General features: G+C 38.3%; 27 protein-coding genes. 20 read left to right on the top strand and 7 right to left on the bottom strand.

Features of this window, described 5'->3' with window-relative positions; genetic code table 11:
• Positions 1–103 precede the first annotated feature (103 nt).
• Positions 104–268: a hypothetical protein gene (locus M3226_RS05800; RefSeq protein WP_251563462.1), complete on the bottom strand. Its 165-nt coding sequence runs from the start codon at positions 266–268 to the stop codon at positions 104–106.
• A gap of 226 nt (positions 269–494) precedes the next feature.
• Between M3226_RS05800 and M3226_RS05795 the strand changes: the two genes are divergently transcribed.
• Entirely contained in the window at positions 495–1,451 is a 957-nt protein-coding gene (locus M3226_RS05795) for a F510_1955 family glycosylhydrolase (RefSeq protein ID WP_251563460.1), read from the top strand.
• Positions 1,452–1,527: 76 nt separating this feature from the next.
• On the opposite strand, the gene sigK is transcribed toward M3226_RS05795, so the two are convergent.
• Together sigK and pssA are read right to left on the bottom strand one after the other, a co-directional pair.
• Complete coding sequence (gene sigK / locus M3226_RS05790) at positions 1,528–2,241, bottom strand: RNA polymerase sporulation sigma factor SigK (protein ID WP_251563458.1); 714 nt, start codon at positions 2,239–2,241, stop codon at positions 1,528–1,530.
• A 173-nt stretch (positions 2,242–2,414) separates the two neighbouring features.
• Positions 2,415–2,954: a CDP-diacylglycerol--serine O-phosphatidyltransferase gene (gene pssA, locus M3226_RS05785; RefSeq protein ID WP_098529915.1), complete on the bottom strand. Its 540-nt coding sequence runs from the start codon at positions 2,952–2,954 to the stop codon at positions 2,415–2,417.
• 130 nt (positions 2,955–3,084) lie between these two features.
• Between pssA and M3226_RS05780 the strand changes: the two genes are divergently transcribed.
• Positions 3,085–3,867 (top strand): phosphatidylserine decarboxylase, encoded by a 783-nt coding sequence (locus M3226_RS05780; RefSeq protein ID WP_251563456.1) that lies wholly within the window; start codon positions 3,085–3,087, stop codon positions 3,865–3,867.
• A gap of 81 nt (positions 3,868–3,948) precedes the next feature.
• Here the strand turns inward: M3226_RS05780 and M3226_RS05775 are convergent, their stop codons facing one another.
• The gene (locus M3226_RS05775; RefSeq protein WP_251563454.1) at positions 3,949–4,089 is read right to left on the bottom strand and encodes a sporulation histidine kinase inhibitor Sda; all 141 of its coding nucleotides are present in this window, start codon (positions 4,087–4,089) and stop codon (positions 3,949–3,951) included.
• Between the two features lie 496 nt (positions 4,090–4,585).
• Between M3226_RS05775 and M3226_RS05770 the strand changes: the two genes are divergently transcribed.
• Genes M3226_RS05770 through M3226_RS05735 form a run of 8 tightly spaced genes read left to right on the top strand, consistent with a single transcriptional unit; the run spans position 4,586 to position 9,630 of the window.
• Entirely contained in the window at positions 4,586–5,101 is a 516-nt protein-coding gene (locus tag M3226_RS05770) for a YqeG family HAD IIIA-type phosphatase (RefSeq protein ID WP_251563452.1), read from the top strand.
• 3 nt (positions 5,102–5,104) lie between these two features.
• Entirely contained in the window at positions 5,105–6,211 is a 1,107-nt protein-coding gene (gene yqeH, locus M3226_RS05765) for a ribosome biogenesis GTPase YqeH (protein WP_251563450.1), read from the top strand.
• Between the two features lie 32 nt (positions 6,212–6,243).
• The gene (gene aroE, locus M3226_RS05760; protein ID WP_251563448.1) at positions 6,244–7,077 is read left to right on the top strand and encodes a shikimate dehydrogenase; all 834 of its coding nucleotides are present in this window, start codon (positions 6,244–6,246) and stop codon (positions 7,075–7,077) included.
• The gene (gene yhbY / locus M3226_RS05755; protein WP_251563446.1) at positions 7,077–7,367 is read left to right on the top strand and encodes a ribosome assembly RNA-binding protein YhbY; all 291 of its coding nucleotides are present in this window, start codon (positions 7,077–7,079) and stop codon (positions 7,365–7,367) included. The genes aroE and yhbY overlap by 1 nt, the downstream gene beginning before the upstream one ends.
• Before the next feature lie 34 nt (positions 7,368–7,401).
• On the top strand, positions 7,402–7,992 hold the full coding sequence (locus tag M3226_RS05750) for a nicotinate-nucleotide adenylyltransferase (protein ID WP_251563444.1): 591 nt from the start codon (positions 7,402–7,404) through the stop codon (positions 7,990–7,992).
• Positions 7,961–8,527, top strand: a complete 567-nt coding sequence (yqeK, locus tag M3226_RS05745; RefSeq protein ID WP_251563442.1) for a bis(5'-nucleosyl)-tetraphosphatase (symmetrical) YqeK — start codon at positions 7,961–7,963, stop codon at positions 8,525–8,527. The genes M3226_RS05750 and yqeK overlap by 32 nt, the downstream gene beginning before the upstream one ends.
• Before the next feature lie 3 nt (positions 8,528–8,530).
• Positions 8,531–8,887, top strand: coding sequence for a ribosome silencing factor (gene rsfS / locus M3226_RS05740; RefSeq protein WP_251563440.1), 357 nt, complete (start codon positions 8,531–8,533; stop codon positions 8,885–8,887).
• A complete protein-coding gene (locus M3226_RS05735; protein ID WP_251563438.1) occupies positions 8,884–9,630 on the top strand; it encodes a class I SAM-dependent DNA methyltransferase in 747 nt (248 codons plus the stop codon). The genes rsfS and M3226_RS05735 overlap by 4 nt, the downstream gene beginning before the upstream one ends.
• A 71-nt stretch (positions 9,631–9,701) precedes the next feature.
• On the opposite strand, the gene comER is transcribed toward M3226_RS05735, so the two are convergent.
• Positions 9,702–10,526, bottom strand: coding sequence for a late competence protein ComER (gene comER / locus M3226_RS05730; RefSeq protein WP_251563436.1), 825 nt, complete (start codon positions 10,524–10,526; stop codon positions 9,702–9,704).
• A gap of 86 nt (positions 10,527–10,612) precedes the next feature.
• Here comER and M3226_RS05725 point away from each other — a divergent pair, with 86 nt between their 5' ends.
• The 3 genes from M3226_RS05725 to M3226_RS05715 all read left to right on the top strand — a co-directional run bounded on the left by M3226_RS05725 (position 10,613) and on the right by M3226_RS05715 (position 14,202).
• Positions 10,613–11,260, top strand: coding sequence for a helix-hairpin-helix domain-containing protein (locus tag M3226_RS05725; RefSeq protein ID WP_251563434.1), 648 nt, complete (start codon positions 10,613–10,615; stop codon positions 11,258–11,260).
• A 72-nt stretch (positions 11,261–11,332) separates the two neighbouring features.
• Entirely contained in the window at positions 11,333–11,785 is a 453-nt protein-coding gene (locus M3226_RS05720; RefSeq protein WP_251563432.1) for a ComE operon protein 2, read from the top strand.
• 89 nt (positions 11,786–11,874) lie between these two features.
• Entirely contained in the window at positions 11,875–14,202 is a 2,328-nt protein-coding gene (locus tag M3226_RS05715; RefSeq protein ID WP_251563430.1) for a DNA internalization-related competence protein ComEC/Rec2, read from the top strand.
• A gap of 71 nt (positions 14,203–14,273) precedes the next feature.
• On the opposite strand, the gene M3226_RS05710 is transcribed toward M3226_RS05715, so the two are convergent.
• Positions 14,274–14,408, bottom strand: coding sequence for a YqzM family protein (locus M3226_RS05710; protein WP_098529929.1), 135 nt, complete (start codon positions 14,406–14,408; stop codon positions 14,274–14,276).
• Between the two features lie 307 nt (positions 14,409–14,715).
• On the opposite strand from M3226_RS05710, the gene holA reads away from it, so the two are divergent.
• The gene (gene holA / locus M3226_RS05705; RefSeq protein WP_251563428.1) at positions 14,716–15,732 is read left to right on the top strand and encodes a DNA polymerase III subunit delta; all 1,017 of its coding nucleotides are present in this window, start codon (positions 14,716–14,718) and stop codon (positions 15,730–15,732) included.
• Positions 15,733–15,738: 6 nt separating this feature from the next.
• A complete protein-coding gene (locus M3226_RS05700; RefSeq protein WP_251563426.1) occupies positions 15,739–15,897 on the top strand; it encodes a hypothetical protein in 159 nt (52 codons plus the stop codon).
• A 53-nt stretch (positions 15,898–15,950) separates the two neighbouring features.
• On the opposite strand, the gene rpsT is transcribed toward M3226_RS05700, so the two are convergent.
• The gene (rpsT, locus tag M3226_RS05695; protein ID WP_098529931.1) at positions 15,951–16,211 is read right to left on the bottom strand and encodes a 30S ribosomal protein S20; all 261 of its coding nucleotides are present in this window, start codon (positions 16,209–16,211) and stop codon (positions 15,951–15,953) included.
• A 212-nt stretch (positions 16,212–16,423) separates the two neighbouring features.
• Here rpsT and gpr point away from each other — a divergent pair, with 212 nt between their 5' ends.
• The 5 genes from gpr (at position 16,424) to hemW (ending at position 22,494) form a co-directional block, all read left to right on the top strand.
• Positions 16,424–17,542 carry a GPR endopeptidase gene (gpr, locus tag M3226_RS05690; protein WP_251563424.1) on the top strand — a complete coding sequence of 373 codons (1,119 nt, stop codon included), beginning with the start codon at positions 16,424–16,426 and terminating at the stop codon, positions 17,540–17,542.
• Positions 17,543–17,666: 124 nt separating this feature from the next.
• Complete coding sequence (gene spoIIP / locus M3226_RS05685) at positions 17,667–18,872, top strand: stage II sporulation protein P (RefSeq protein WP_251563423.1); 1,206 nt, start codon at positions 17,667–17,669, stop codon at positions 18,870–18,872.
• Between the two features lie 17 nt (positions 18,873–18,889).
• Positions 18,890–19,216, top strand: coding sequence for a DUF3679 domain-containing protein (locus M3226_RS05680; protein ID WP_251563421.1), 327 nt, complete (start codon positions 18,890–18,892; stop codon positions 19,214–19,216).
• Between the two features lie 225 nt (positions 19,217–19,441).
• Complete coding sequence (gene lepA / locus M3226_RS05675; RefSeq protein WP_251563419.1) at positions 19,442–21,277, top strand: translation elongation factor 4; 1,836 nt, start codon at positions 19,442–19,444, stop codon at positions 21,275–21,277.
• Positions 21,278–21,354: 77 nt separating this feature from the next.
• Positions 21,355–22,494 (top strand): radical SAM family heme chaperone HemW, encoded by a 1,140-nt coding sequence (hemW, locus tag M3226_RS05670; RefSeq protein ID WP_251563417.1) that lies wholly within the window; start codon positions 21,355–21,357, stop codon positions 22,492–22,494.
• The last annotated feature ends 93 nt before the right edge of the window (positions 22,495–22,587 follow it).

The following is a 22,587-nucleotide window of genomic DNA, read 5'->3' as shown; positions in this document are numbered from 1 at the left end:
CAAATATGTACTCCTTCATTATAATCCATTTATCAAAAAACTCTCTTACTTTGCACTATATAAAAATGGCTTATGCAGTGAGCACAAGCCTGAAAATATACTTTCAACAGAACTGTGTATACCACCACCAGCCACCAAAGATTAATAGGAGAACGAATAAGATGATGATGACTGCAATCCATATCCCACCGCCACCGTAGTTATAAGGAACAGGGCAGGCAGGATATGGGGCTGGGTAACCGCAGGGATATGAATAACCAAATGGCAACTGAATCACCCCTTTGCCCTTTTATATTAAGGTATGAGGACTCCTATTAACGGTATAGGCAAACGTGTATGTCCCACTAAAGACAAATAAAATTTAGAGATAAATTACGGAAAGCGGTTTTCCAGCGGAAGATTATTTGACAACCGTATGAGGAGTGGGGTATAAGTGGATGGATAAGGATTCCTAACCAAATATCTCATATTTTAATATTATAGGAGGGGAAAAAATGAAGCTTACGATTAAAACGTTTTTTGTTTTTCTTTTAGGAGTAGTGCTGGTTATATCAGGATGCTCTAATAAGAGTCAGGTGAAAGAAGAAACAAGTTCGAAAAATAAAGCTGCTTTTCAAATTGTTGATGCGGGTTCCATAAGCTTGAAAAATATCCGCGGGATTGGCTACCCGGGCAACGATACTGCCCTATATATTGCCGGAAATGATGGACTAAAACTTTATAAAGATAAAAAGTGGTACAAAACAACGGCAAACCAACATGACTATATTGGTTTTCAAGCTGTCGAGACAGGATTTATCGCCAGCGGCCATCCGCAAAAAGGCTCGGGCTATAAGGATCCGCTCGGTCTAATTAAAAGCGTTAATAAGGGAAAAACCATTCAGAAGCTGGCTTTTTATGATAATGCTAACTTTCATTTTACTGCCGCTAGTTACTCCGGAAATGGACTTTATGTCATTGGGGAAGCGCAAAGTGATGAGGTAAGTTTGGGTGTAAACTATTCTACTGATAACGGGGTCACTTGGAAAAAAAGTGCACTTAAAAATTTTAGTGCAGATTCAATGGGAATGATGGCAGTTCATCCGACTAACGGAAACACAATGGCGATGTCAACAAGATCTGGTATTTATTTTTCAACAGATAACGGGAATACCATGAAACTGATAACAGGGCCAATTATGGTGACGGCATTAACCTTCAGCGGGGATTCAATTCTTTTTTCTAGTGTTGAAAATGAGAAAATTTTATTAAAAACAGTTGCCCCTTCTACTGGTCAACAGGCCGATTTGTTTATACCGTTTCTTGATTATGATAACCCTATTACCTACTTGGCTGTTAATCCAAGAAATACTAACCAGCTGGCCTTTACTACATACAAAAATGATTTATATGAATCCACTGATGGCGGGAAAACGTGGAACAATTTGTTGAAGGACGGTAAGGATAAGTAAACTCAAACAAAAAGGGCAGGAGGAGAACTCCTGCTCTTTTCGGCAATGCCATATTCTATTCATCATGATAACAACCTTATTTTTTCTTCCGATCTTTTTCAGCACGGTAAAACTCATGGAACATTTTCATCAAAGCTCGTTTTTCAATCCTTGATACATAGCTTCTTGATATCCCTAGTTCTTTCGCAATTTCCCGCTGCGTTTTTTCCTTTTGTAAATCCAGACCGAATCGGCCGATTATCACTTCCTTTTCCCTGTCATCTAGCACTTCAATATACTTTTTTATTTTTTCAAGCTCCATGTTAAGTTGAATGGTATCCACTACATCTTCCGATTCTGATTTAAGTACGTCAATTAATGAAATTTCATTGCCCTCCTTATCCTGACCGATTGGGTCATGCAGAGAAACATCCTTTTTTGTTTTTTTGAGCGCTCTAAGGTGCATGAGGATTTCATTTTCAATACATCTTGCAGCATAAGTGGCGAGTTTTGTGCCTTTCCCTTCTGAATAGCTCTCAATTGCTTTTATTAATCCTATCGTTCCAATGGAAATTAAATCTTCTGAATCCTCGCCGGTATTTTCGAATTTTTTTACGATATGGGCGACAAGGCGTAAATTGTGTTCGATTAACATATTACGTGCGTGTGCATCCCCTTCTGCCATTAACCGTAAGTACTTTCTTTCTTCGGCTGCAGAGAGGGGTTGAGGAAAGGCATTATTTTTTACATAAGAAACAAGAAATAAGAATTCCTTCATTAAATATCCAAGAGCTGTTAAGATTCCAGTCATCTACGTCCACCCCCGTGCTTTTTTGGACTCTAGCCCTTTTATTAATTCCTATGAAGAAAACAAGAAATTGTGTCTGTCCTGATAATTTTATTTGCAAAAAATAAAAATGACCTATCTAGCAAGCCACTAGAGAAGGTCAGATTTGTTTGGATATATATTAAGTCATTTTTTTCTTATACTTTTTTCAGTTTAAAGGAGCTGACCATTAGAAATGATAAAATAATCATAATAAATAAGAACGTTTGTGAGGGGAGGTAAGGGATTGCCAAATAACTTAAGGTTGCAAGACAGCCCGCTGCCGTAATAGGTAATCCTGTAAAATAACCATTACTCTCTGTAATGTTAAACCGTGCTAACCGAAAGGCACCACAGCTAATGTAAAAAACCGTAAAAAATGAACCTGGTCCGCCAAATTCAAATAAAATTCCTTGGTATAGTAATAGTGCGGGTGCGACTCCAAATGATATAATATCACTCATGGAATCCAATTGTTTCCCTAATTCCGATTCGATATTAAACTTTCGGGCGATCATACCATCAAACCGATCGGCTAGGGCTGCAATAAAAATGAGTAATAAGCTTAGGCGTAAATTTCCATGCAAGCCAAGGACGATTGCAAATCCACCGAGTGAAAGGTTTGTTATCGTAATAACATTTGCTGTTTGGGATTTCAGTTTTTTAATTGTGTGATCCAATACATCTAATAAAAACATTCTCCACACCACTCCTTTTTTTTAAAACAGAAGGGAATTATACTTTTTTTAGGTTATTCTATATTATTTAATTCTAAGGGTTTTATGTCATTGCGTAAAGAGTATTTTTACACTATTTGGGGGTATTATCATGTTACAGGGTTTATATCGTCTGTTAATAGAATTGACCAATGGAAGATGGACATCAGGGATTTTGAAAAAATTCGCTCGTTCACCTGTTAGTCGGTTTGTTGTCCCATCGTTTGCAAGGATTTATCAAATAAATCTGGAGGAAATGGAAAAAGGGCTGTCTGATTATCCTACATTGCACGATTTATTTGTGAGAACGCTAAAAAAAGAAGCAAGAAAAATTGATCCCCAAACGGACACTGTAGTCAGTCCTGTCGATGCGGTTTTAGAAGACGTTGGGAAAATTGAAGAAACAAGTGACATCATGGTAAAAGGGAAAGTCTATTCTATCGGTGAGATGCTTGGGGATCGTGATATTTTGTCCAAATATTTGAATGGTACATATATGATTTTATATTTAAGTCCAAGCCATTACCATCGCATCCATAGTCCTGTCAATGGAACAGTTATCAAACAATGGGAACTTGGTTCGAAATCATTCCCGGTTAATAAATGGGGATTAAAGTACGGTCGGGAGACCCTTTCAAAAAACTATCGCGTCATAACTGAGGTGAAAACAAATTATGGTCATGCAGCCATCGTTAAGGTTGGAGCAATGTTCGTAAATTCAATTGAAACCACTCATAAGGGCAGTGAACTAGAAAAAGGGGGAGAAATGGCTTACTTTAGTTTTGGGTCGACAGTTGTCCTGTTATTTGAAAAAGGGATCTTTCAAATGGACAAAACACTGCATACTCCACAAGAGCTTAAGGTTGGGGAAAGACTAGGAATACTAGTAAAGTAATTCAAAACGGCGCTTTTTAGCGCCTTTGTTATTTTTACTCCCATATAAAAAGAAAAGCCCTTAAAGGGCAGAAAGTTAGAATTAAGAAGATTTTTTGATTTTATTGTATAAAGAACGTCGGTGAATCTCAGACTCAATGAGACCAATAAATTCTGGGCTTAAGTTTAATTCTCTGGCTTTAAAATATGATTCGATTAATAATTCATCTGACAGTTTCCGCATGTCAGAATCCACCTCCGATTAAAATAAAATGGTTCTATTTTATAAGAACAAAACATAAATTGGTAAGTTCAATAGCTGTAACCTAAATCTACCAAATTTATTCCTTTAGAACAATCGTTCTCTTTATCCACAGATTCACGTGGATAACTTGTGATTAATTTGTTTATAAAGTAACCAAATGTAAAGGTTTCAATGGGTATAATGTTAATAAGGTTATCCACAGAGCAGCATACTGATGGGTTTTGTCGAAAAATATTTATTTTTAATTTCATGAAATCAGTAATTCCTTTAAATTTAACGGAAAGTAATCATATTTGAATTTCATGTTTGTCGATATTTGAAGGATAATAAGAAATAAAGTAATTTTTATTAGTAATCTTGGGCCCTTTCACTTTTCTTTTGAAACGTGGGGGGAAATTGGTTATGATGGTACAATAAAAGAAAATGGTGGTTGTTCATCCATCATTTTATTTAGAACTAATGAGGTGTACGCTTAGTGTTAAAACAATTTTTACCAAATGAACATGTGAAAAGCATTCTTGATATTTCACCTGAAGAATTAAAAGCAAGAGGGATTAAGGGGATTATTACCGATTTGGATAATACCCTTGTAGAATGGGACCGTCCCAGTGCTACGCCACAATTAATCAAATGGTTTGATGAAATAAAAAATCATAATATCCTGGTAACCATTGTTTCTAATAATAATGAAGAAAGAGTAAAGTTTTTTTCAGACCCTCTCAACATACCGTTTATTTATAGAGCACGGAAACCAATGGGACCGGCGTTTCACAGGGCAATACAACAAATGGGAATAAATAAGGAAGAGGCAGTTGTCATTGGTGACCAATTATTAACCGATGTCCTTGGAGGAAATCGGAGCGGATTTCATACGATTTTGGTTGTGCCTGTTGCCTCGTCCGATGGTTTTTGGACGAAATTCAATCGGTTTGCGGAACGAAGAATTTTAAATTGGTTCCGTAAAAAAGGGATGCTTCAATGGGAGGATTAATCTGTGAGTAATCAACAATATATTTGTATGGGCTGTGGTATAAAAGTCCAAACGGAAAACCCTAACGAAATTGGTTATGCTCCTTCTTCTGCTTTGGAGAAAGAGACCATTATTTGCCAAAGATGTTTTCGGTTAAAACACTATAACGAGGTTCAAGACGTAAATTTAACAGATGATGACTTTTTAAAGATTTTAAATGAGATTGGCAAGTCTGACGCCCTCATTGTCATGATTGTAGATATCTTTGATTTTAACGGGAGCTGGCTTCCGGGCTTGCACCGATTCGTTGGTAATAATAAGGTTGTTCTTGTGGGAAACAAAGTTGATTTACTGCCAAAATCTGTGAAGCATGCCAAGTTAGTGCAGTGGATGAAGCATGAATCAAAAGAACTCGGACTCAGACCGGAAGAAGTATTTTTAGTAAGTGCTGCTAAAGGACTAAATATTGGAGATACGGCCGCAGCCATTGATGTTTTGCGAAATGGAAAAGATGTTTATGTGGTTGGTTGTACGAATGTTGGAAAGTCAACATTTATCAATCGAATCATTAAGGAAGTAACCGGTGAAGAGGACGTTATCACAACTTCTCATTTTCCTGGTACAACATTAGATATTATCCAAATTCCGTTAGATGATGAGAAATTTTTAATTGATTCACCGGGAATAATCAATCACCATCAAATGGCGCATTTTATTAACAAAAAAGATTTGAAAATCATCACTCCAAAGAAGGAAATAAAGCCAAAAGTATTTCAATTAAATGAAGGCCAAACCTTGTTTTTTGGGGGATTGGCACGTTTTGATTATATAAGCGGCGGCAGAAGATCCTTTGTTTGTTATGTATCCAATGAATTGAATATCCATCGGACAAAAGTGGAAAATGCTGACGATCTATATGAAAAGCATCTAGGGGAAATGCTGACACCACCAGGACCAGAAGATTTAGAATTTTTTCCGGAGCTAGTCAAACAAGAATTTACTGTCAAAGAATCCAAAACAGATATCGTTTTTTCGGGCCTTGGCTGGATTACCATAAATGAGCCTGGGGCAAAAGTGGCTGCCTATGTGCCCAAAGGTGTACAAACTTTAATGCGGAGATCATTGATTTAGTATAGAAAGTGTTAACAGGGTGGGGGAAATAGATGAAAAAGTTATTTGGAGTATTGGGGAATCCGATTGGCCATTCGATGTCACCGGTAATGCATAATGATTTGTTTTCTCTTTATAATATCGATGCAGAATATCTTCCTTTTCTAGTAAAGGAGGATGAATTAAGAGATGCGGTAAATGGATTAAGAGCACTGGGAGCAGGTGGATTTAATGTCACCATTCCTCACAAAAGCAGCATTATCCCATTTCTTGATGAAGTGGATGAGTTAGCAGCCAGTATTGGTGCTGTTAATACAGTTGTCAATAAAGATGGCAAATTGATAGGCTACAATACTGATGGTCTGGGGTTTTTGAAAGGGTTAGATGCCTATAAAACCAAGATTCAAAGTCAAAAGATATTGGTAATTGGCGCAGGTGGTGCAGCTAGAGCAATCTATTTTACTTTAGCGAAAGAAAAACCGATTCAGATTGACATTGCTAATCGCACACTTGAAAAAGCTGTTCAACTCATTGAAGAGTGTCCATACTCCATTTCTTCAAGGGGCCTAACCTTAAACCATGCGAGCAGCGAATTAGGTGAATATGACTTGATTATTCAAACAACAATGATTGGTATGGAGCCCAATATCACGGAGCAGCCCATAACTCTAGAATATCTAAATGAGAATTCATTAGTCTGTGAAATCATCTATAACCCGCTTGAAACAAGGATTTTGCGTGAAGCAAAAAGCATAGGGGCAACGGTTCAAAACGGAATTGACATGTTTGTTTATCAAGGGGCTCTAGCCTTTGAAAAATGGACAGGGATATTTCCAGATATACAACGAATGAAAGAAAATGTGTTGGGACAACTAGGAGGAAAATAATGCTAACAGGTAAACAAAAAAGATTTTTACGGTCAAAGGCACATCATTTAGATCCGATCTTTCAAGTAGGAAAGGGCGGGGTAAATGAGAATATGATTAAACAAATTGCCAATGCACTTGAAGCAAGAGAACTTTTTAAAATAAGTGTTCTGCAGAATTGTGAGGAAGATAGAACAGAGGTAGCAGATCAGCTGGCAAACGGTACCGGAGCAGAAATCGTTCAAATTATTGGAAACACGATTGTTTTGTATAAAGAGTCTGCAGAAAATAAAACAATCATTCTTCCCTAAAGAAGTGACCTTTAAAGCAAAGGATGGCGAATGCATGAAGAAAGTTGGAATATTGGGCGGCACATTTGATCCGCCCCATTATGGACATCTTTTGATTGCCAATGAAGTTCTTTCGGCACTTAAGCTCGATCAAATTTGGTTTATGCCAAACCATGAACCTCCACACAAAAAAAAACCGGAGTCTGTTAAGGATGAGGACCGACTTCGTATGCTGGAGCTGGCCATTGAGGGAAACTCGGCATTCAAGGTTCAACCAATCGAACTCGAACGTAACGGGCCATCTTATACAGTTGATACAATGAAAATACTTAACGCTGAGTATACTGACCATCAATTTTTCTTTATAATTGGTGCCGATATGATTGAATACTTGCCGAAATGGCATGATATTGATATACTCGTTAACCTTGTCCAATTTGTTGGGGTAGAAAGACCTTCTTACAGCCATCAAACCGACTACCCTGTTCTTTATGTAGACGTACCTGCCATTGATGTGTCATCTAGTATGATAAGGGATAGAGTGAAAAACGGTGAATCGGTACGTTACTTATTGCCTGACCCGGTTATTGATTATATTGAGGAGAAACATTTATATGGAACGTCAAAAAGCTTTAGACTTAGTTAAACTCCAATTAACGGAACATCGATACCAGCATACGCTAGGGGTAATGCAAACAGCTATTATCTTGGCAGAGAAATATGGAGCAGATGTGAAGAAAGCGGAATTAGCAGCTATTTTTCATGATTATGCCAAGTTTCGCCCAAAGGATGAAATGAAAGAAATTATCATGTCACAAGGTATGCCGCAGGATTTACTTCTATATAATACTGAATTGTGGCATGCTCCAGTTGGTGCATACCTGGTAGAAAAAGAGGCAGGGGTCAGCGACTATGAAGTATTGGATGCCATCCGCTACCATACTTCGGGAAGACCCAACATGACATTGCTGGAAAAAGTGATTTATTTAGCGGATTATATAGAGCCTGGAAGACATTTCCCAGGTGTAGAAGAAGTAAGAGAAATCGCAAATGAGAATTTGGAAAAGGCAATCATAAAAGCAATTCAAAATACGATACACTTCCTAATGAAAAAGAACCAAACGATTTATCCGGAAACATTTTATACCTATAATGATTTAATCCAAAAACTGGAGGACTGATGAATGGATAATCAAGAACTTCTAAAAATTGCAGTAAAAGCAGCAGACGATAAACGGGCTGAAGATATTTTAGCGTTAGATATGAGAGGGATCTCGTTAATTGCTGATTATTTTATAATTTGTCATGGTAATTCTGATAAACAGGTACAGGCGATTGCGCGAGAAATGAAGGATAAGGCCCAAGAGAACGGTTATGATGTAAAAAGAATCGAAGGCTTTGATGAAGCAACATGGGTGCTTATTGATTTAGGAGATGTTGTAGCACATGTGTTCCACCGTGATGAACGAAGCTATTACAATTTAGAACGGTTGTGGGGCGATGCGCCGCTTGTTGATATCCTCAGTGAGTTAAATTCATGAGTTATGAGCAATTTGCTTACTTGTACGATGAACTTATGAAAGATGCCCCATATGACCAATGGGTATCATTTGTTAAGGATATTCTTGCCAAATATGACGTTAAAGCAAACCGCCTGTTGGATTTAGCCTGTGGGACTGGGGAGCTTTCAGTCCGATTGGCTAAACAAGGGTTTGAGGTTACGGGCATTGATTTATCAGAAGATATGCTTTCGGTGGCCCAGGAAAAGGCACAGGCTAGTGGTGTCAAAATACCTTTTTTTCAACAGAACATGGCGAATTTGGAGGGACAAGGACAATTTGATACAATCGGTATCTTTTGTGACTCATTAAATTATTTGCACACGGAAGAAGAGGTAAAATCAACTTTTTCAAATGTGCATCAACATTTACTAGATAATGGGATCTTTATTTTTGATGTACATTCTGTTTATAAAATTACAGAAGTATTTATTAATCAAACCTTTGCCTTGAATGAGGATGACATTTCTTATATTTGGAATAGTTTCCCTGGAGACGATCCCAATAGCGTTGAGCATGAACTCAGTTTTTTTGTTTTAGACGAGCGGACAGGGAAATATGATCGAATCGATGAACTGCATTACCAGCGTACTTATCCTATCGAGCAATATTCCGACTGGTTGGATGCTGCGGGCTTTCAATTGCTTGAGATAAGTGCTGATTTTAAACATCAAGACCCAACAGAGCAATCTGAACGAATTTTCTTTGCAGCAAAGAAAAAATAAAAAAAGCCATCTTTTTTTAAAAAGATGGCTTTTTTATGATTTATTAGAGGAATTTGTAAAAGGTTGGCGAATTATTGTCTAGAGAATTGAATTTCAACCTTTTCTAGATCCTCTTTAAACTTCGTATGGGTTGCTTGGAATACGTGCTCAAATACTGATCCGAGCTCGGCATCTAACACCTTAATCCCTTCACCTGTTATCCCGCCCTTTACACACACCTTTTCTTGTAATGATGGTAACGTATAATGTCCTTGCTTAATTAATTCTCCAAGTCCTACAATCATCTCACTTGCAAAAACAGTCGCGGTCTCCGTATCAATCTCGGTCTGTTTCACAGCAGCCTGAATAAAATTCTGAAGCAGATAGCTAAAGAAAGCAGGTCCACAGCTTACAATATCAGAGGCTACCCTTGTAATTTTTTCATCAATATGAACCGGCACAGAAATCTTTGAAATTAGTTTTTCTAGTTTGGTTTTCCAATGCTCGCTGCAATTTTCCCCATACGTAACGAGTGAAACCCCGGCTAATGCTCGATTTGTAATACTAGGGATTACTCGGACAGTTGAACAGTTTACCCTTTTTTCAATTTGGCGGGTACTGACAGGACTTGTTATCGAAACAACACACTTATCAGGAGTTAAATGTGGATTAATTTCCTCAAGCAGATTACGGATGTCTAATGGCTTTACACAAATAAAGATTATATCGGATTGTGCAGCTACTTCTTCCGGGTTTGCCCCAATCAAAATGTCCTTATATTTATCTTTAAGCAGCAAGGCTTTTGATTTTGTTCGATTCGTGATCATGATGGAAGATGGGAAAGCGGCCTTTCCGTCAATCAAAGCCTCCACTATGATTCGCCCCATATTACCGGTACCAATAATACCTATATTCACAATTCGACCCTCCTTCACATCCCGTATTCTTTTATAACATTATGAAAAAGAAATGTGAAATATACCTTTAGAAAGGATGGATATTCTTGAAGAATTGGTTAATGGAACACAAAATTCATGCTGTTGTAGCGCTGTTGCTCGGTTTTGGAGGTTTTTATTATTTTTATGTTCAGGTTCCTAAGGATTCTGCCCCATTGAATTCCATTAGTCAAGAGAACGAAGCCCTAAAACAAAATGTGGAGACAGATACAGAAAAGAAAGCCACACCAGCCGCTAGCCAGTCTGACAATATAATGGTGGACGTAAAAGGGCAAGTCAATCGTCCAGGCGTTTATCAATCGAACACAGGCGAGAGGGTAATTGACGTAATAGGACGTGCCGGTGGATTAACGAAGCAGGCTGATCAAACCCAAGTTAATTTTGCTGAGCATGTGGAAGATGAAATGGTCATTTACATTCCAGGCAAGGGGGAAGAAGGAAGTAGTTTACCTCCCTCAATTGGAACAAGTGGAACTGTTTCGAGCGCGAATGGACAAAAACAGGGGAAAATTAATATTAATAAAGCGGATGAACAGGAGCTGCAAAATCTTCCAGGGATTGGTTCGGCAAAGGCAGCAGCGATTATTGAGTTTCGAAATACCAGCGGCCCGTTTAAAGCAATTGAAGACTTAAAAAACATTAGCGGAATTGGTGATAAGACATTTGAAAAACTAAAGGATTTAATCGGAGTATAACAAAACTTCCATTGACCTAAATTGGCTTGTACCAGTAAACTTAAAAGAAAAGTCATACAGGGAGTGGAAAACGTGGAGAGAATTTCTTGGGATCAATATTTTATGGCACAAAGCCATCTGCTTGCATTAAGAAGTACCTGTACAAGACTGACCGTGGGCGCAACCATTGTCAGAGATAAACGAATTATTGCCGGTGGCTATAACGGTTCGATTGCTGGCGGTGATCATTGTATTGATAAAGGGTGTTATGTGATAGACCATCATTGTGTAAGAACGATTCATGCTGAAATGAATGCCCTATTGCAGTGTGCAAAGTTCGGTGTTCCGACCGCTGATGCCGAAATTTATGTGACCCATTTTCCTTGTCTTCAATGCTGTAAGGCAATCATTCAGGCGGGCATTAAAACTGTCTATTATGCGGAGGATTATAAAAATCATCCATATGCAATTGAGCTGTTTGAACAGGCAAAGGTAAAAATTGAAAAGGTCGAATTAAAAGAGCAAATCATCCAATTAGGCAAATAATAACCCTCTAAATGGCGCCGGATTACTTCCGGCGTCCACCCTCGAAATCAGTCCACTATCTTTAAAAAACAATCATGGAGAATAAAATAATGAGCGGAAAATATATTTATGTCGCCCTAGGTGCATTTTTAGGTGTATTATGTTCACTTGTAAAATTTTTTCCATTTCTTATATTAGCTTTTTTATATCTACTTACGTTAGCTAAACTTAAGAAATTCACACCAGTCCAAATTTTATTGATCATCCTTTTAGGTTTAGTCTTTTTTCTTAAAGGGGAGTGGGCGGATATACATAACACTTCAAAGCTTTCGCCAGCTAAAACTGTTTTTTACATACAATATACAGAAGACCCTATTATTGATGGCGATTTATTAAAGGTACAAGGAATCGAGCGCGAATATAAAGAACAAGTTTTGCTCCGATATCAAATTAAATCAGAGAAAGAAAAAAAGGTTCTGCAAAATCAAAGCCTTTATGGCTGCCTTTGTCATGTTAAAGGGACGCTAAAGAAGCCCTCAATAGCTAAAAATCCGAATGGATTCGACTATAGGAGCTATTTAGCTGCGAATCGAATTTTTTGGGTCATCGATCTCCAACAAAGCCCGCTCGAAAATTGCAAACCCACCAAATTATCTCCATCCGTATTCATAAAACAGCTTCGCTTTACTGGTATTAGTTATCTGAAAAGTAATTTTCCTGCGGAAATTGCAGGGTTGTCAGCAGCTTTAATATTTGGTGATACAAATATCCTTGACCCCGAATTATTAAGCGACTACCAACATACCGGCATCGTCCATCTTCTGGCTATATCCGGTCTCCATGTTACTTTGTTCATAGGAATGATATTTTTTATCGGAATTAGAAGCGGACTAACTAGGCAGTTTATGACAAACTTTCTTTTGATCCTCTTACCTGTTTACGTTGTTTTAACAGGCAGTTCCCCATCGGTCATACGCTCTTGCTTAATGATCTCTCTGATCTTAATCGCTGAAAAGTGGAAGAACCATCTAAGGCTCATAACCATTGATGCCATAAGTTTGGCCTGTATCCTTTATCTATTTGTTTCACCCATGATCATTTTTGATATAGGTTTTCAGCTTTCCTTTTTAGTCAGTTTTGCTATTATTTTAGCTGCCCCCGAAATCCTCAGAAGGTATAGAGGGAATGGTGCTAAGATGGTGGCCACCTCTGTGACAGCACAGCTGTCCGCCATGCCGCTTTTGCTTTACCATTATTTTGAACTTTCCCTGATAAGTATAGCTGCCAACTTGTTGTACATACCGCTATTTTCATTTGTGTATCTTCCCGCTGTATATGTATTATTTATTATTCAATTACTGTTTGGAAGCACCCCAAGGATACTGATTAACCTCATAAAAAAGACCATTGAGTTATCCAATAAGCTGCTTGAGGTTATTGGGAATATACCTTTCACCAGTTATACACCTGGGAGACCTCATAACGTCGTTATTTTTGTTTACGTTATCCTTATTGCTTCATTATTTTACGTATGGGAAAGGGGGCCTTATTTAAACAAGAGAGTGCATTCAATCGTTCTCGTGGTTACTCTTTTATCGATCCAACCCTGTTGGAATTGGTTGAATCCTTATGGTGAAGTGACAATGATTGATGTAGGACAGGGGGATAGTATATTGATACATTTTCCACATGGACGAGGCAACTATCTTATTGACACAGGCGGTTCGTTGAACTTTAAAGAGGACGAGTGGAAAATGCGGTCAAAACCATTTGAGGTTGGACGGGATGTCGTTGTTCCCTTTTTAAAAGGGAAAGGGATTACAAAAATTGATAAGTTAATCTTAACCCATGGTGATATGGATCATATTGGCGGTGCTAGTTCGATTCTTTCAGAACTTGAGGTCAAACAAATATTAATGCCATCAGTAACTGAACCTTCGGAGACAGAGGAACTTATTTCTAAGGAAGCAGCAAAACAAGGGATACCAGTCATAAAAGTATCATCAGGAGATAATTGGAATCAAAATGGAAATCCGTTTTATATTCTTTCTCCAGAAAGAAATTTTACGGGTGAGCGAAATAGAGGCTCAATAGCTTTTGTGGCAGTGATAGGTGGTATCAGCTGGTTTTTCGGTGGAGATCTCGATCAGGAAGGAGAAGAGAAAATTATTGCACAACATCCTAATTTAACCATTGATGTTTTAAAAGCTGGTCATCATGGCAGCAAAACGTCAAGCGCAGATGCCTTTATTAATCAAATCAAGCCAAAGGCAGCCCTTATTTCTGTCGGTGAACATAACCGGTTTGGGCATCCCCATCAAGAAGTCTTAAACCGTTTGGCAGCTGTTCATATCAAGATATATAGAACTGATCTACAGGGGGCAATTACCTATTATTTTTATGGTGGAAAAGGAACCTTTTCAACCTATTTGCCATAAGTTATACTAAATCTTTTAATTAAAAAAGACTGCACCATTGCAGCCTCTTTGATACATTATGTAGCATTCATTTAGGAACCAATTAATTTAATGACTGTAGCAATAATAAATATTACAGCAAAAAAGCCGAAAGAAACTCCAAAACCTATCCCAGAATCGATCGCATCATTACGTTTGCTTTGCACTTCTTTTTCAAAATGATTCACGCTCTACCCCTCCTATTTTCAAGTATAGTATAAGCTATTTGTCTGAAAAAATCCAGCATCCTTTCGCTTCTTTCCTATACTGACAAGAGTTGTCAAAATAGTTCGACTCAAAAAGGGCTACAATATAAGTAGTCAGGAACCCCGCCAGGCAATATAAGATCCTAGGGAAAATATTGCTGGCGTTCAAATAGATTCGGGAATTGGCATTTGTTGGATAAAATATGCTAATTCCCTTTTAATACTTGTCAAAAGGTCCAAGCTTCTTTACGATAGAATATGAGTGAAAAGTAAGGGGAGCGCTGGACAAATGGTACTTGAAATATGGAGAAAAATCAAAAAAAGGGAAATTGCTCCTATTTATTTATTATATGGAACCGAAGCATTTTTAATCAATGAAACAAAACAATTGCTTCTGAGCCAAATTCTTAATGAAGAAGAAAAGGATTTTAATTTTTCAGCTTATGACTTAGAGGAGACTCCGGTTGATTTTGCATTAGAGGACGCCGAGACCTTTCCTTTTTTAGGCGAGAAAAAGGTTGTTTTTTTACATAATCCCGTTTTTTTAACGGCAGAGAAAACAAAGGAAAAGGTAGAGCACAATCTGGCAAAATTGGAAGCATATTTAAAAGAGCCTGCCCCCTATACGGTAATGGTCATTTCCGCTCCATATGAAAAATTGGACGAGAGAAAAAAGATTACCAAAGAACTTAAACGAAATGCAGAATTAGTTGAGGCGAAAAAGTTATCTGAACATGAATTGAAAAAATGGGTAAAAGAACGGGCGCGAAGCAATGGGCTGGAGTTTGAGGAAAAAGCGATTGACCAATTGCTTTCCTTAGCCGGAACAAATATGTTTATGCTTTCTAGCGAGGTGGATAAATTGTCCCTTTATGCGGCTGAGCAAAAACGTATTGATAGCGAATTAGTTGAAAAATTGGTTGCCAGAACGCTAGAGCAAAATATCTTTACCCTTATTGAAAGGGTGGTCCAAAGAAGATTAGAGGAGGCTTTGCGGATTTATTATGACTTGATAAAACAAAATGAAGAACCTATAAAGATCTTAGCACTGTTGTCAGGTCAATTTCGGTTAATCTATCAGGTAAAGGAACTCTCAAGAAGAGGGTATGGACAACAGCAAATTGCCGGCTATTTAAAAATACATCCATTTCGAGTTAAACTTGCCCTTGGTCAGGCAGGCAGTTTTACGGATGAAGAATTAGCAAACCTGATGGAGATGCTTGCAGAGGCAGATTACCAGATGAAAACCGGCGGAATGAATAAATCTTTATTGATTGAGATGCTTTTGTTCCGTTTAAAAAGGTAATAAAAAATGACTGTGTTAAAGGTTATTGTTGATTTAAGCATGTTGATTGGAGCGGAAGGTGCGAAGACTCCTGCGGGAGTACGGGGCCGAGGAGGCTCCCCGGACCGCCCGCGGAAAGCGAAGCACCTGGAGCGGAAATCAACAATCAAGTTGAACACAGCATAAAAAATAAAAAAACGATTCCAGATAGGAATCGTTTTTTTGTACGCTTTTTAAGATTAAAGAGCGTTAGACTTTTTCATTAGACGTGATTTTTTACGAGCAGCAGCATTTTTGTGGATAAGACCCTTAGCAGCAGCCTTGTCTAATTTACTAGCAGCAGAAACTAATGCTTCTTTAGCAGCAGCCGCATCGTTAAGAGTAACAGCAGCTTCTACTTTTTTAACAGCCGTACGCATTGCAGATTTAGCAGTTGTATTTTGAGCATTACGAGCTTCAGTTGTTTTCACACGCTTAATAGCAGATTTAATGTTAGGCATTACATTCACCTCCTACAAAGTATCGAGACTTATATGAACTCGACTTTACATTCATCCATAATAATTCAGAACAAGAAGTATTTTATCAAACAGAAGGCGAGATTGCAATACACAATTCATGGAGAAGAGAATTTAAAATGCATGTTTTACAGGCTTAAGGGCAAAAATAGGAAATAGTTTCTATTTAGGATTCTCTATTAGGGGTGGATTTCATGAATGAGTCTATTGATTTAAGCAAGTATTCGATACGAACAGATTTAGCGATTGAAGCTAGAGAAATGGTGCTTGCTGGAAAAACAGTCGGAGAAGAAGAGAACCTTTCGAAAATCGAAGGTGTCATTATTAAAGAAAAAGATGTGGACGATATAAAACTCTCTCTTGTTGAGGTTACAAAACAAGGGGAAGAACAGCTAGGCAAAAAAGCAGGACGATACTTAACGTTAGAGGTACAGGGGATCAGGCAGCAGGATTCCGAGATACAACAGAAGGTGCAAGAAATCTTTGCCCGGGAGTTTGCCCATTTTTTAGCAGGGTCGGGAATTAAAAAAACGGATTCTTGCCTTGTGGTAGGGTTGGGGAATTGGAATGTCACTCCCGATGCACTAGGTCCAATGGTGTGTGAGAATCTCTTAGTAACTCGGCATTTATTTCAGCTTCAGCCTGAGAATGTTGAAGATGGTTACCGATCTGTTAGTGCCTTATCACCAGGTGTAATGGGCCTGACAGGGATTGAAACGAGCGACATCATTTTTGGAGTGGTTGAAAAAACAAAACCGGACTTCGTCATCGCTATCGATGCATTAGCATCACGTTCCATAGAAAGAGTCAATTCAACGATCCAAATCTCTGATACAGGTATCCACCCTGGTTCAGGGGTGGGAAACAAAAGAAAGGAACTAAGTAAGGAGACCTTAGGGATTCCGGTGATCGCCGTTGGGGTACCAACCGTCGTAGACGCAGTTTCGATCACAAGCGATACGATTGATTTTATCCTAAAACACTTTGGGAAAGAGCTGAGGGAAGGAAATCGCCCTTCTAGATCCCTTGCACCGGCAGGGATGACTTTCGGCGAAAAAAGAAAATTAACAGATGAGGATATGCCTGCGGAACAGCACCGCAAAACATTTTTAGGAATGATTGGCACGCTTCCGGATGACGAAAAAAGAAAACTAATCTACGAAGTTCTCTCACCCATTGGTCATAATTTAATGGTGACACCAAAAGAAGTCGATGTGTTTATTGAGGATATGGCGAATCTTATTGCCAATGGATTAAATGCCTCGTTACATTCTGCGATCGATCAAGAGAATGCCGGTTTTAATACAAGATAAAATCACTGAAAGGGGTCTGGCTAATTAATAGACCCCTTTTCTTCCACTATTAAAATAAATCATAGTTCTATCATTTCTAGTAGGGTCATAGTATTTACTAGAATCGTTTAAGCGAGGTGGAACTATGAAAAACCCTAGAACATCAGGTGCATTTTTAAGTGTCCAAGGCACAAGCATTATGAAAATTTTTGCGGCACTTTGTTTTTTTATTATATTGATATTCTCTATCAGCGGACTCTTAACGTCATTAAAGCCACAATATCGAATTATGTCAACATCCGTCAATCAAGCTGCTACAAATGTGAATGGAGAACTTCTTTACCAATTAATGGGCTGGGAAAACCACCATTTTTTAAAGGTAGAGAATAACTGGGTAACCACACCAAAGCTAACTAATTTGATCTTTAAACTATCTAGCAATATTAATTTAAATGACCCGCGCAGTCTTCTGGGCAGAGAACTTCCCGGATTCTACCAGTTTGATGGGAAAATCCTTGTCGCCGGGGAAGGGACTAATTATACTAATATGCCGGTTGAGTCGGCACCGCCAATTGAAATTATGAAAGAGGAACGTGAAGCAGCCTTACAAAATCTTGAAGGATTGGACAAGCCTTCAGATGAAAATTCTTCGCAAGCACCTGGACAAACGACCGGAGGCAGAAAGGTGGTCTACGTTTACTTCTCTCATAATCGGGAATCTTATTTACCATACCTTAAAGGTGTAACCGACCCGGATTTAGCGTATCACTCGCAAATAAACGTGACCAAGATTGGTGACCAATTAAAAACAAGCTTAGCTGACAGAGGAATTGGCAGCTTTATAGATAAAACTGACATTCAAGCGGAATTAAACAAAAAAGGCTGGAAGTTCTGGCAGTCCTATGATGAATCTCGGACCGTTGTTCAAACTGCTATGGCCGGTAATCGTGATTTACATTATTTTATTGATATTCATCGTGATTCGCAGCGAAGAGATAAAACCACGGTCACCATTAATGGGAAATCTTATGCAAAGGTAGCCTTTATTATTGGCGGGAAAAATCCAAATTACGAAAAAAATGCAAAACTGGCAACAGAACTCCATAAGCGGCTTCAGGAAAAATATAAGGGGTTAAGCAGAGGAGTCATTATAAAAAATGCCGCCGGATCAAATAGTATATATAACCAAAACCTTTCGGAAAATGCAATCTTGATGGAATTTGGCGGAGTTGACAATACATTTAATGAATTAGACCGCTCCGCTGATGCACTAGCTGATGTGTTTAGTGATTATTACTGGCAGGCAGAAAAAGTAAATCAGGATACAGAGCAACCGTCCAATAAACAATAGTGGTTAGGAGCATTTTTATGAAAATGTTTATGTTTAAAAGCTTATGTCTAACTGCTCTATTGCTAATTGCTGTGTTAACATGCATGCAATTGGCGAATAATGGGATTCAAAAAATGAAGGGATATGAGGATCCCAACCTAGAAACAGCAGTCAGTTTTCATGGAAAGGATAGTCAAATACGTGCATCGGTCCTTGGAAATGAGATTTCCAGTCATGATATTGCAGCCAAAAAGAAAAAACTAGAGGAAATAAGTGCTTTTAATTTCTTTTCCTCTATGGGCAGAAAAATGTCAGATGGGATCACAGGTGCTTCAGAAAAACTAATCCATCTTATCGATAACTAAGAAAAGTGGATGGCGCCTGGAGCCTGGAGCTGGACAATTGTCAAAGTTAAAATTTTTACTTTCGTATCATATAAGAAAAACGGCATACTTATCATGCCGTTTTTCCTTTTGTACCAATTCTTACTTAGTCAGAAGCGGGAAACGCATTCTGTATTGAATCTTGTTTGCCCTACTGATATAATCAAAAATAGTGTACATGTGCGAGTATAGTAGGAGTGGAAGACCATGAACAGAGAAGAAAGACTTAAACGACAATCAAAGATTAGAAATTTTTCCATTATTGCCCATATTGATCATGGGAAATCAACATTAGCTGACCGGATTTTGGAAAAAACGAATGCCTTATCCTCCCGTGAAATGAAAGATCAGTTGTTGGATTCAATGGATTTAGAAAGAGAACGCGGGATTACGATAAAGTTAAATGCAGTACAATTAAAATACAGAGCAAAAGATGGAGAAGAATATACATTCCATTTAATAGATACACCGGGACATGTCGATTTTACGTATGAAGTTTCAAGAAGTCTTGCAGCATGTGAAGGGGCTGTTTTAGTCGTGGATGCTGCTCAGGGAATTGAAGCACAAACACTAGCAAACGTATACTTAGCCCTAGATAACGACCTTGAAATATTACCAGTTATTAATAAGATTGACCTGCCAAGTGCCGATCCGGAAAGAGTCCGCGGTGAAATCGAAGAAGTAATCGGTCTGGATGCTTCTGAAGCAGTTCTCGCATCAGCGAAAGCTGGCATTGGGATTGAAGAAATTCTCGAACAGGTTGTTGAGAAGGTCCCTGCTCCAACAGGAGATCCGGAAGCCCCATTAAAAGCCTTGATTTTTGACTCTTTATATGATGCCTATCGCGGCGTTGTTGCCTATATCCGTGTCGTCGAAGGTTCCGTTAAGGTTGGTGACAAAATTAAGATGATGGCTACTGGAGCAGAGTTTGAGGTAAACGAAGTTGGTGTATTCACACCTAAGTCCGTTATGCTCGATGAGCTTTCTGTTGGGGATGTTGGCTTCCTGTCGGCTTCAATTAAGAATGTTGGGGACACACGTGTCGGTGATACCATTACAAACGCTAAAAACGGTGCGACTGAACCGCTTCCTGGTTATCGAAAATTAAATCCGATGGTATATTGTGGACTTTACCCAATTGATACAGCGAGATTTAATGATCTCCGTGAGGCTTTGGAAAAACTGCAATTAAATGATTCGTCGCTTCAATTCGAGCCAGAGACGTCTCAAGCATTAGGATTTGGTTTCCGTTGCGGCTTCCTTGGACTTCTTCATATGGAAATTATTCAAGAACGGATTGAACGAGAATTTAAAATCGACTTAATTACAACGGCACCTAGTGTTATTTACCATGTCCATTTAACAGATGGTTCTCAACTAAATGTCGACAACCCATCCGATATGCCGGACCCGCAAAAAATTGACCGTGTTGAAGAGCCATATGTTAAGGCAACGATGATGGCTCCAAATGAATATGTTGGTGCTATTATGGAGCTTTGCCAATTGAAGCGCGGAATTTTTATTGATATGCAATACCAAGGTGAAAACCGTGTTAGCATCGTGTATGAAATTCCTCTAGCTGAAATTGTGTATGATTTCTTTGACCAGTTGAAATCTAGTACCCGGGGCTATGCGTCCTTTGATTATGAATTGATTGGTTATAAACCTTCAAGTCTGGTGAAAATGGATATATTACTAAACGCCGAGAAAGTGGATGCATTAAGCTTTATTGTCCATAAAGATTTTGCTTATGAACGCGGCAAGGTCATTGTTGAGAAACTGAAAGAATTGATTCCAAGACAACAGTTTGAAGTACCTATTCAAGCAGCAATTGGTCAAAAAATTGTGGCTCGTTCTACTATTAAAGCGATGCGTAAAAACGTATTAGCTAAATGCTACGGCGGGGATATCTCCCGTAAACGTAAATTGTTAGAAAAGCAAAAAGAGGGTAAGAAACGAATGAAACAAGTAGGCTCCGTTGAAGTACCACAAGAAGCGTTTATGGCCGTATTGAAAATGGACGATAACAATACGAAAAAATAAAAACTAAAGAGAGGTTAGGGAGCGCCTAAACAGGTTTTCCTAGCCTCTTTTTCGTTAAAAAGAATAGAGGAAGAAACATGATTAAAGCAGCATACCTCCATATCCCGTTTTGTGAGCACATTTGCCACTATTGTGACTTTAATAAAGTGTTTTTAAAAGGCCAGCCAGTGGATGATTATTTAAAGGCCCTCGACCAAGAGATGAAAATGACCCTTTGTGAATTTCCAACCGATTCACTGGATACCATTTTTGTTGGCGGAGGAACCCCCACTTCTTTAAATGAACAACAGCTCTACACTTTTTGTAAAAGTATTCGTACAAACCTGCCAAGAAACGACAAAATTGAATTTACTTTTGAAGCCAATCCCGGTGATTTATCAAAAGAAAAATTACAAATATTAAAAGATGCTGGTGTGAACCGACTCAGTCTTGGTGTACAAACGTTTAATGAGGAGCTGCTAAAAAAAATCGGCCGTGTCCACAAAGCAAAGGATGTTTACCAGACGATTGAAAACGCAAAAAAGGTCGGATTTGAGAATATCAGCATTGATTTGATTTTTAGTTTACCCACCCAAACTGTCCAGGACTTCAAAGACTCATTAACAGAGGCCTTTTCGCTGGATATTCCACACTTTTCAGCCTATTCGCTAATTATTGAGCCTAAAACTGTTTTTTATAATTTATTAAAAAAGGGTAAGCTGCCGACTCCTGGGGAAGATGTGGAAGCGAGTATGTATGAAATGTTAATGGAAGAAATGGAAATGAACGGTTTTCATCAGTATGAAATCAGTAATTTTTCAAGACCAGGATTCGAAAGTAAACATAATTTAACCTATTGGAATAATGATTATTACTATGGATTCGGGGCAGGCGCACACAGTTATGTGAATGGCTGGAGACGTTCCAATTCAGGGCCTGTAAAAAAATATATTGAGCAAATCAATAGTAATGTTCTCCCGATTTTTGAAGACCATCTCGTTACAAAAGAAGAGCAGATGGAAGAGGAAATGTTTCTCGGGCTCCGAAAAACAGAAGGGATATCCATTGCTCACTTTTATGAAAAATTTGCCCTCGACCCTCTAAATTTATTTGCAAAGGAACTGGCTGATCTAAGTGCTAAACAATGGATAGAAGTGAAAAACGATAATATATATTTAACTAAAAAGGGCCGCTTATTGGGTAACGAAGTATTCCAGGCCTTTTTAGGTGTCATCTAAGACTAAGTCTTTGCGGCTAATGTGCCATTTTGCGTTCTTTTTGATTGACACCATCCCACTTTTTTTGATAATTTATTAATATAATTAGCACTC

Source organism: Neobacillus cucumis (assembly GCF_023715505.1).
The sequence above is the reverse complement of the archived record's forward strand: the minus strand, read 5'-3'. Positions and strand labels throughout refer to the sequence as shown.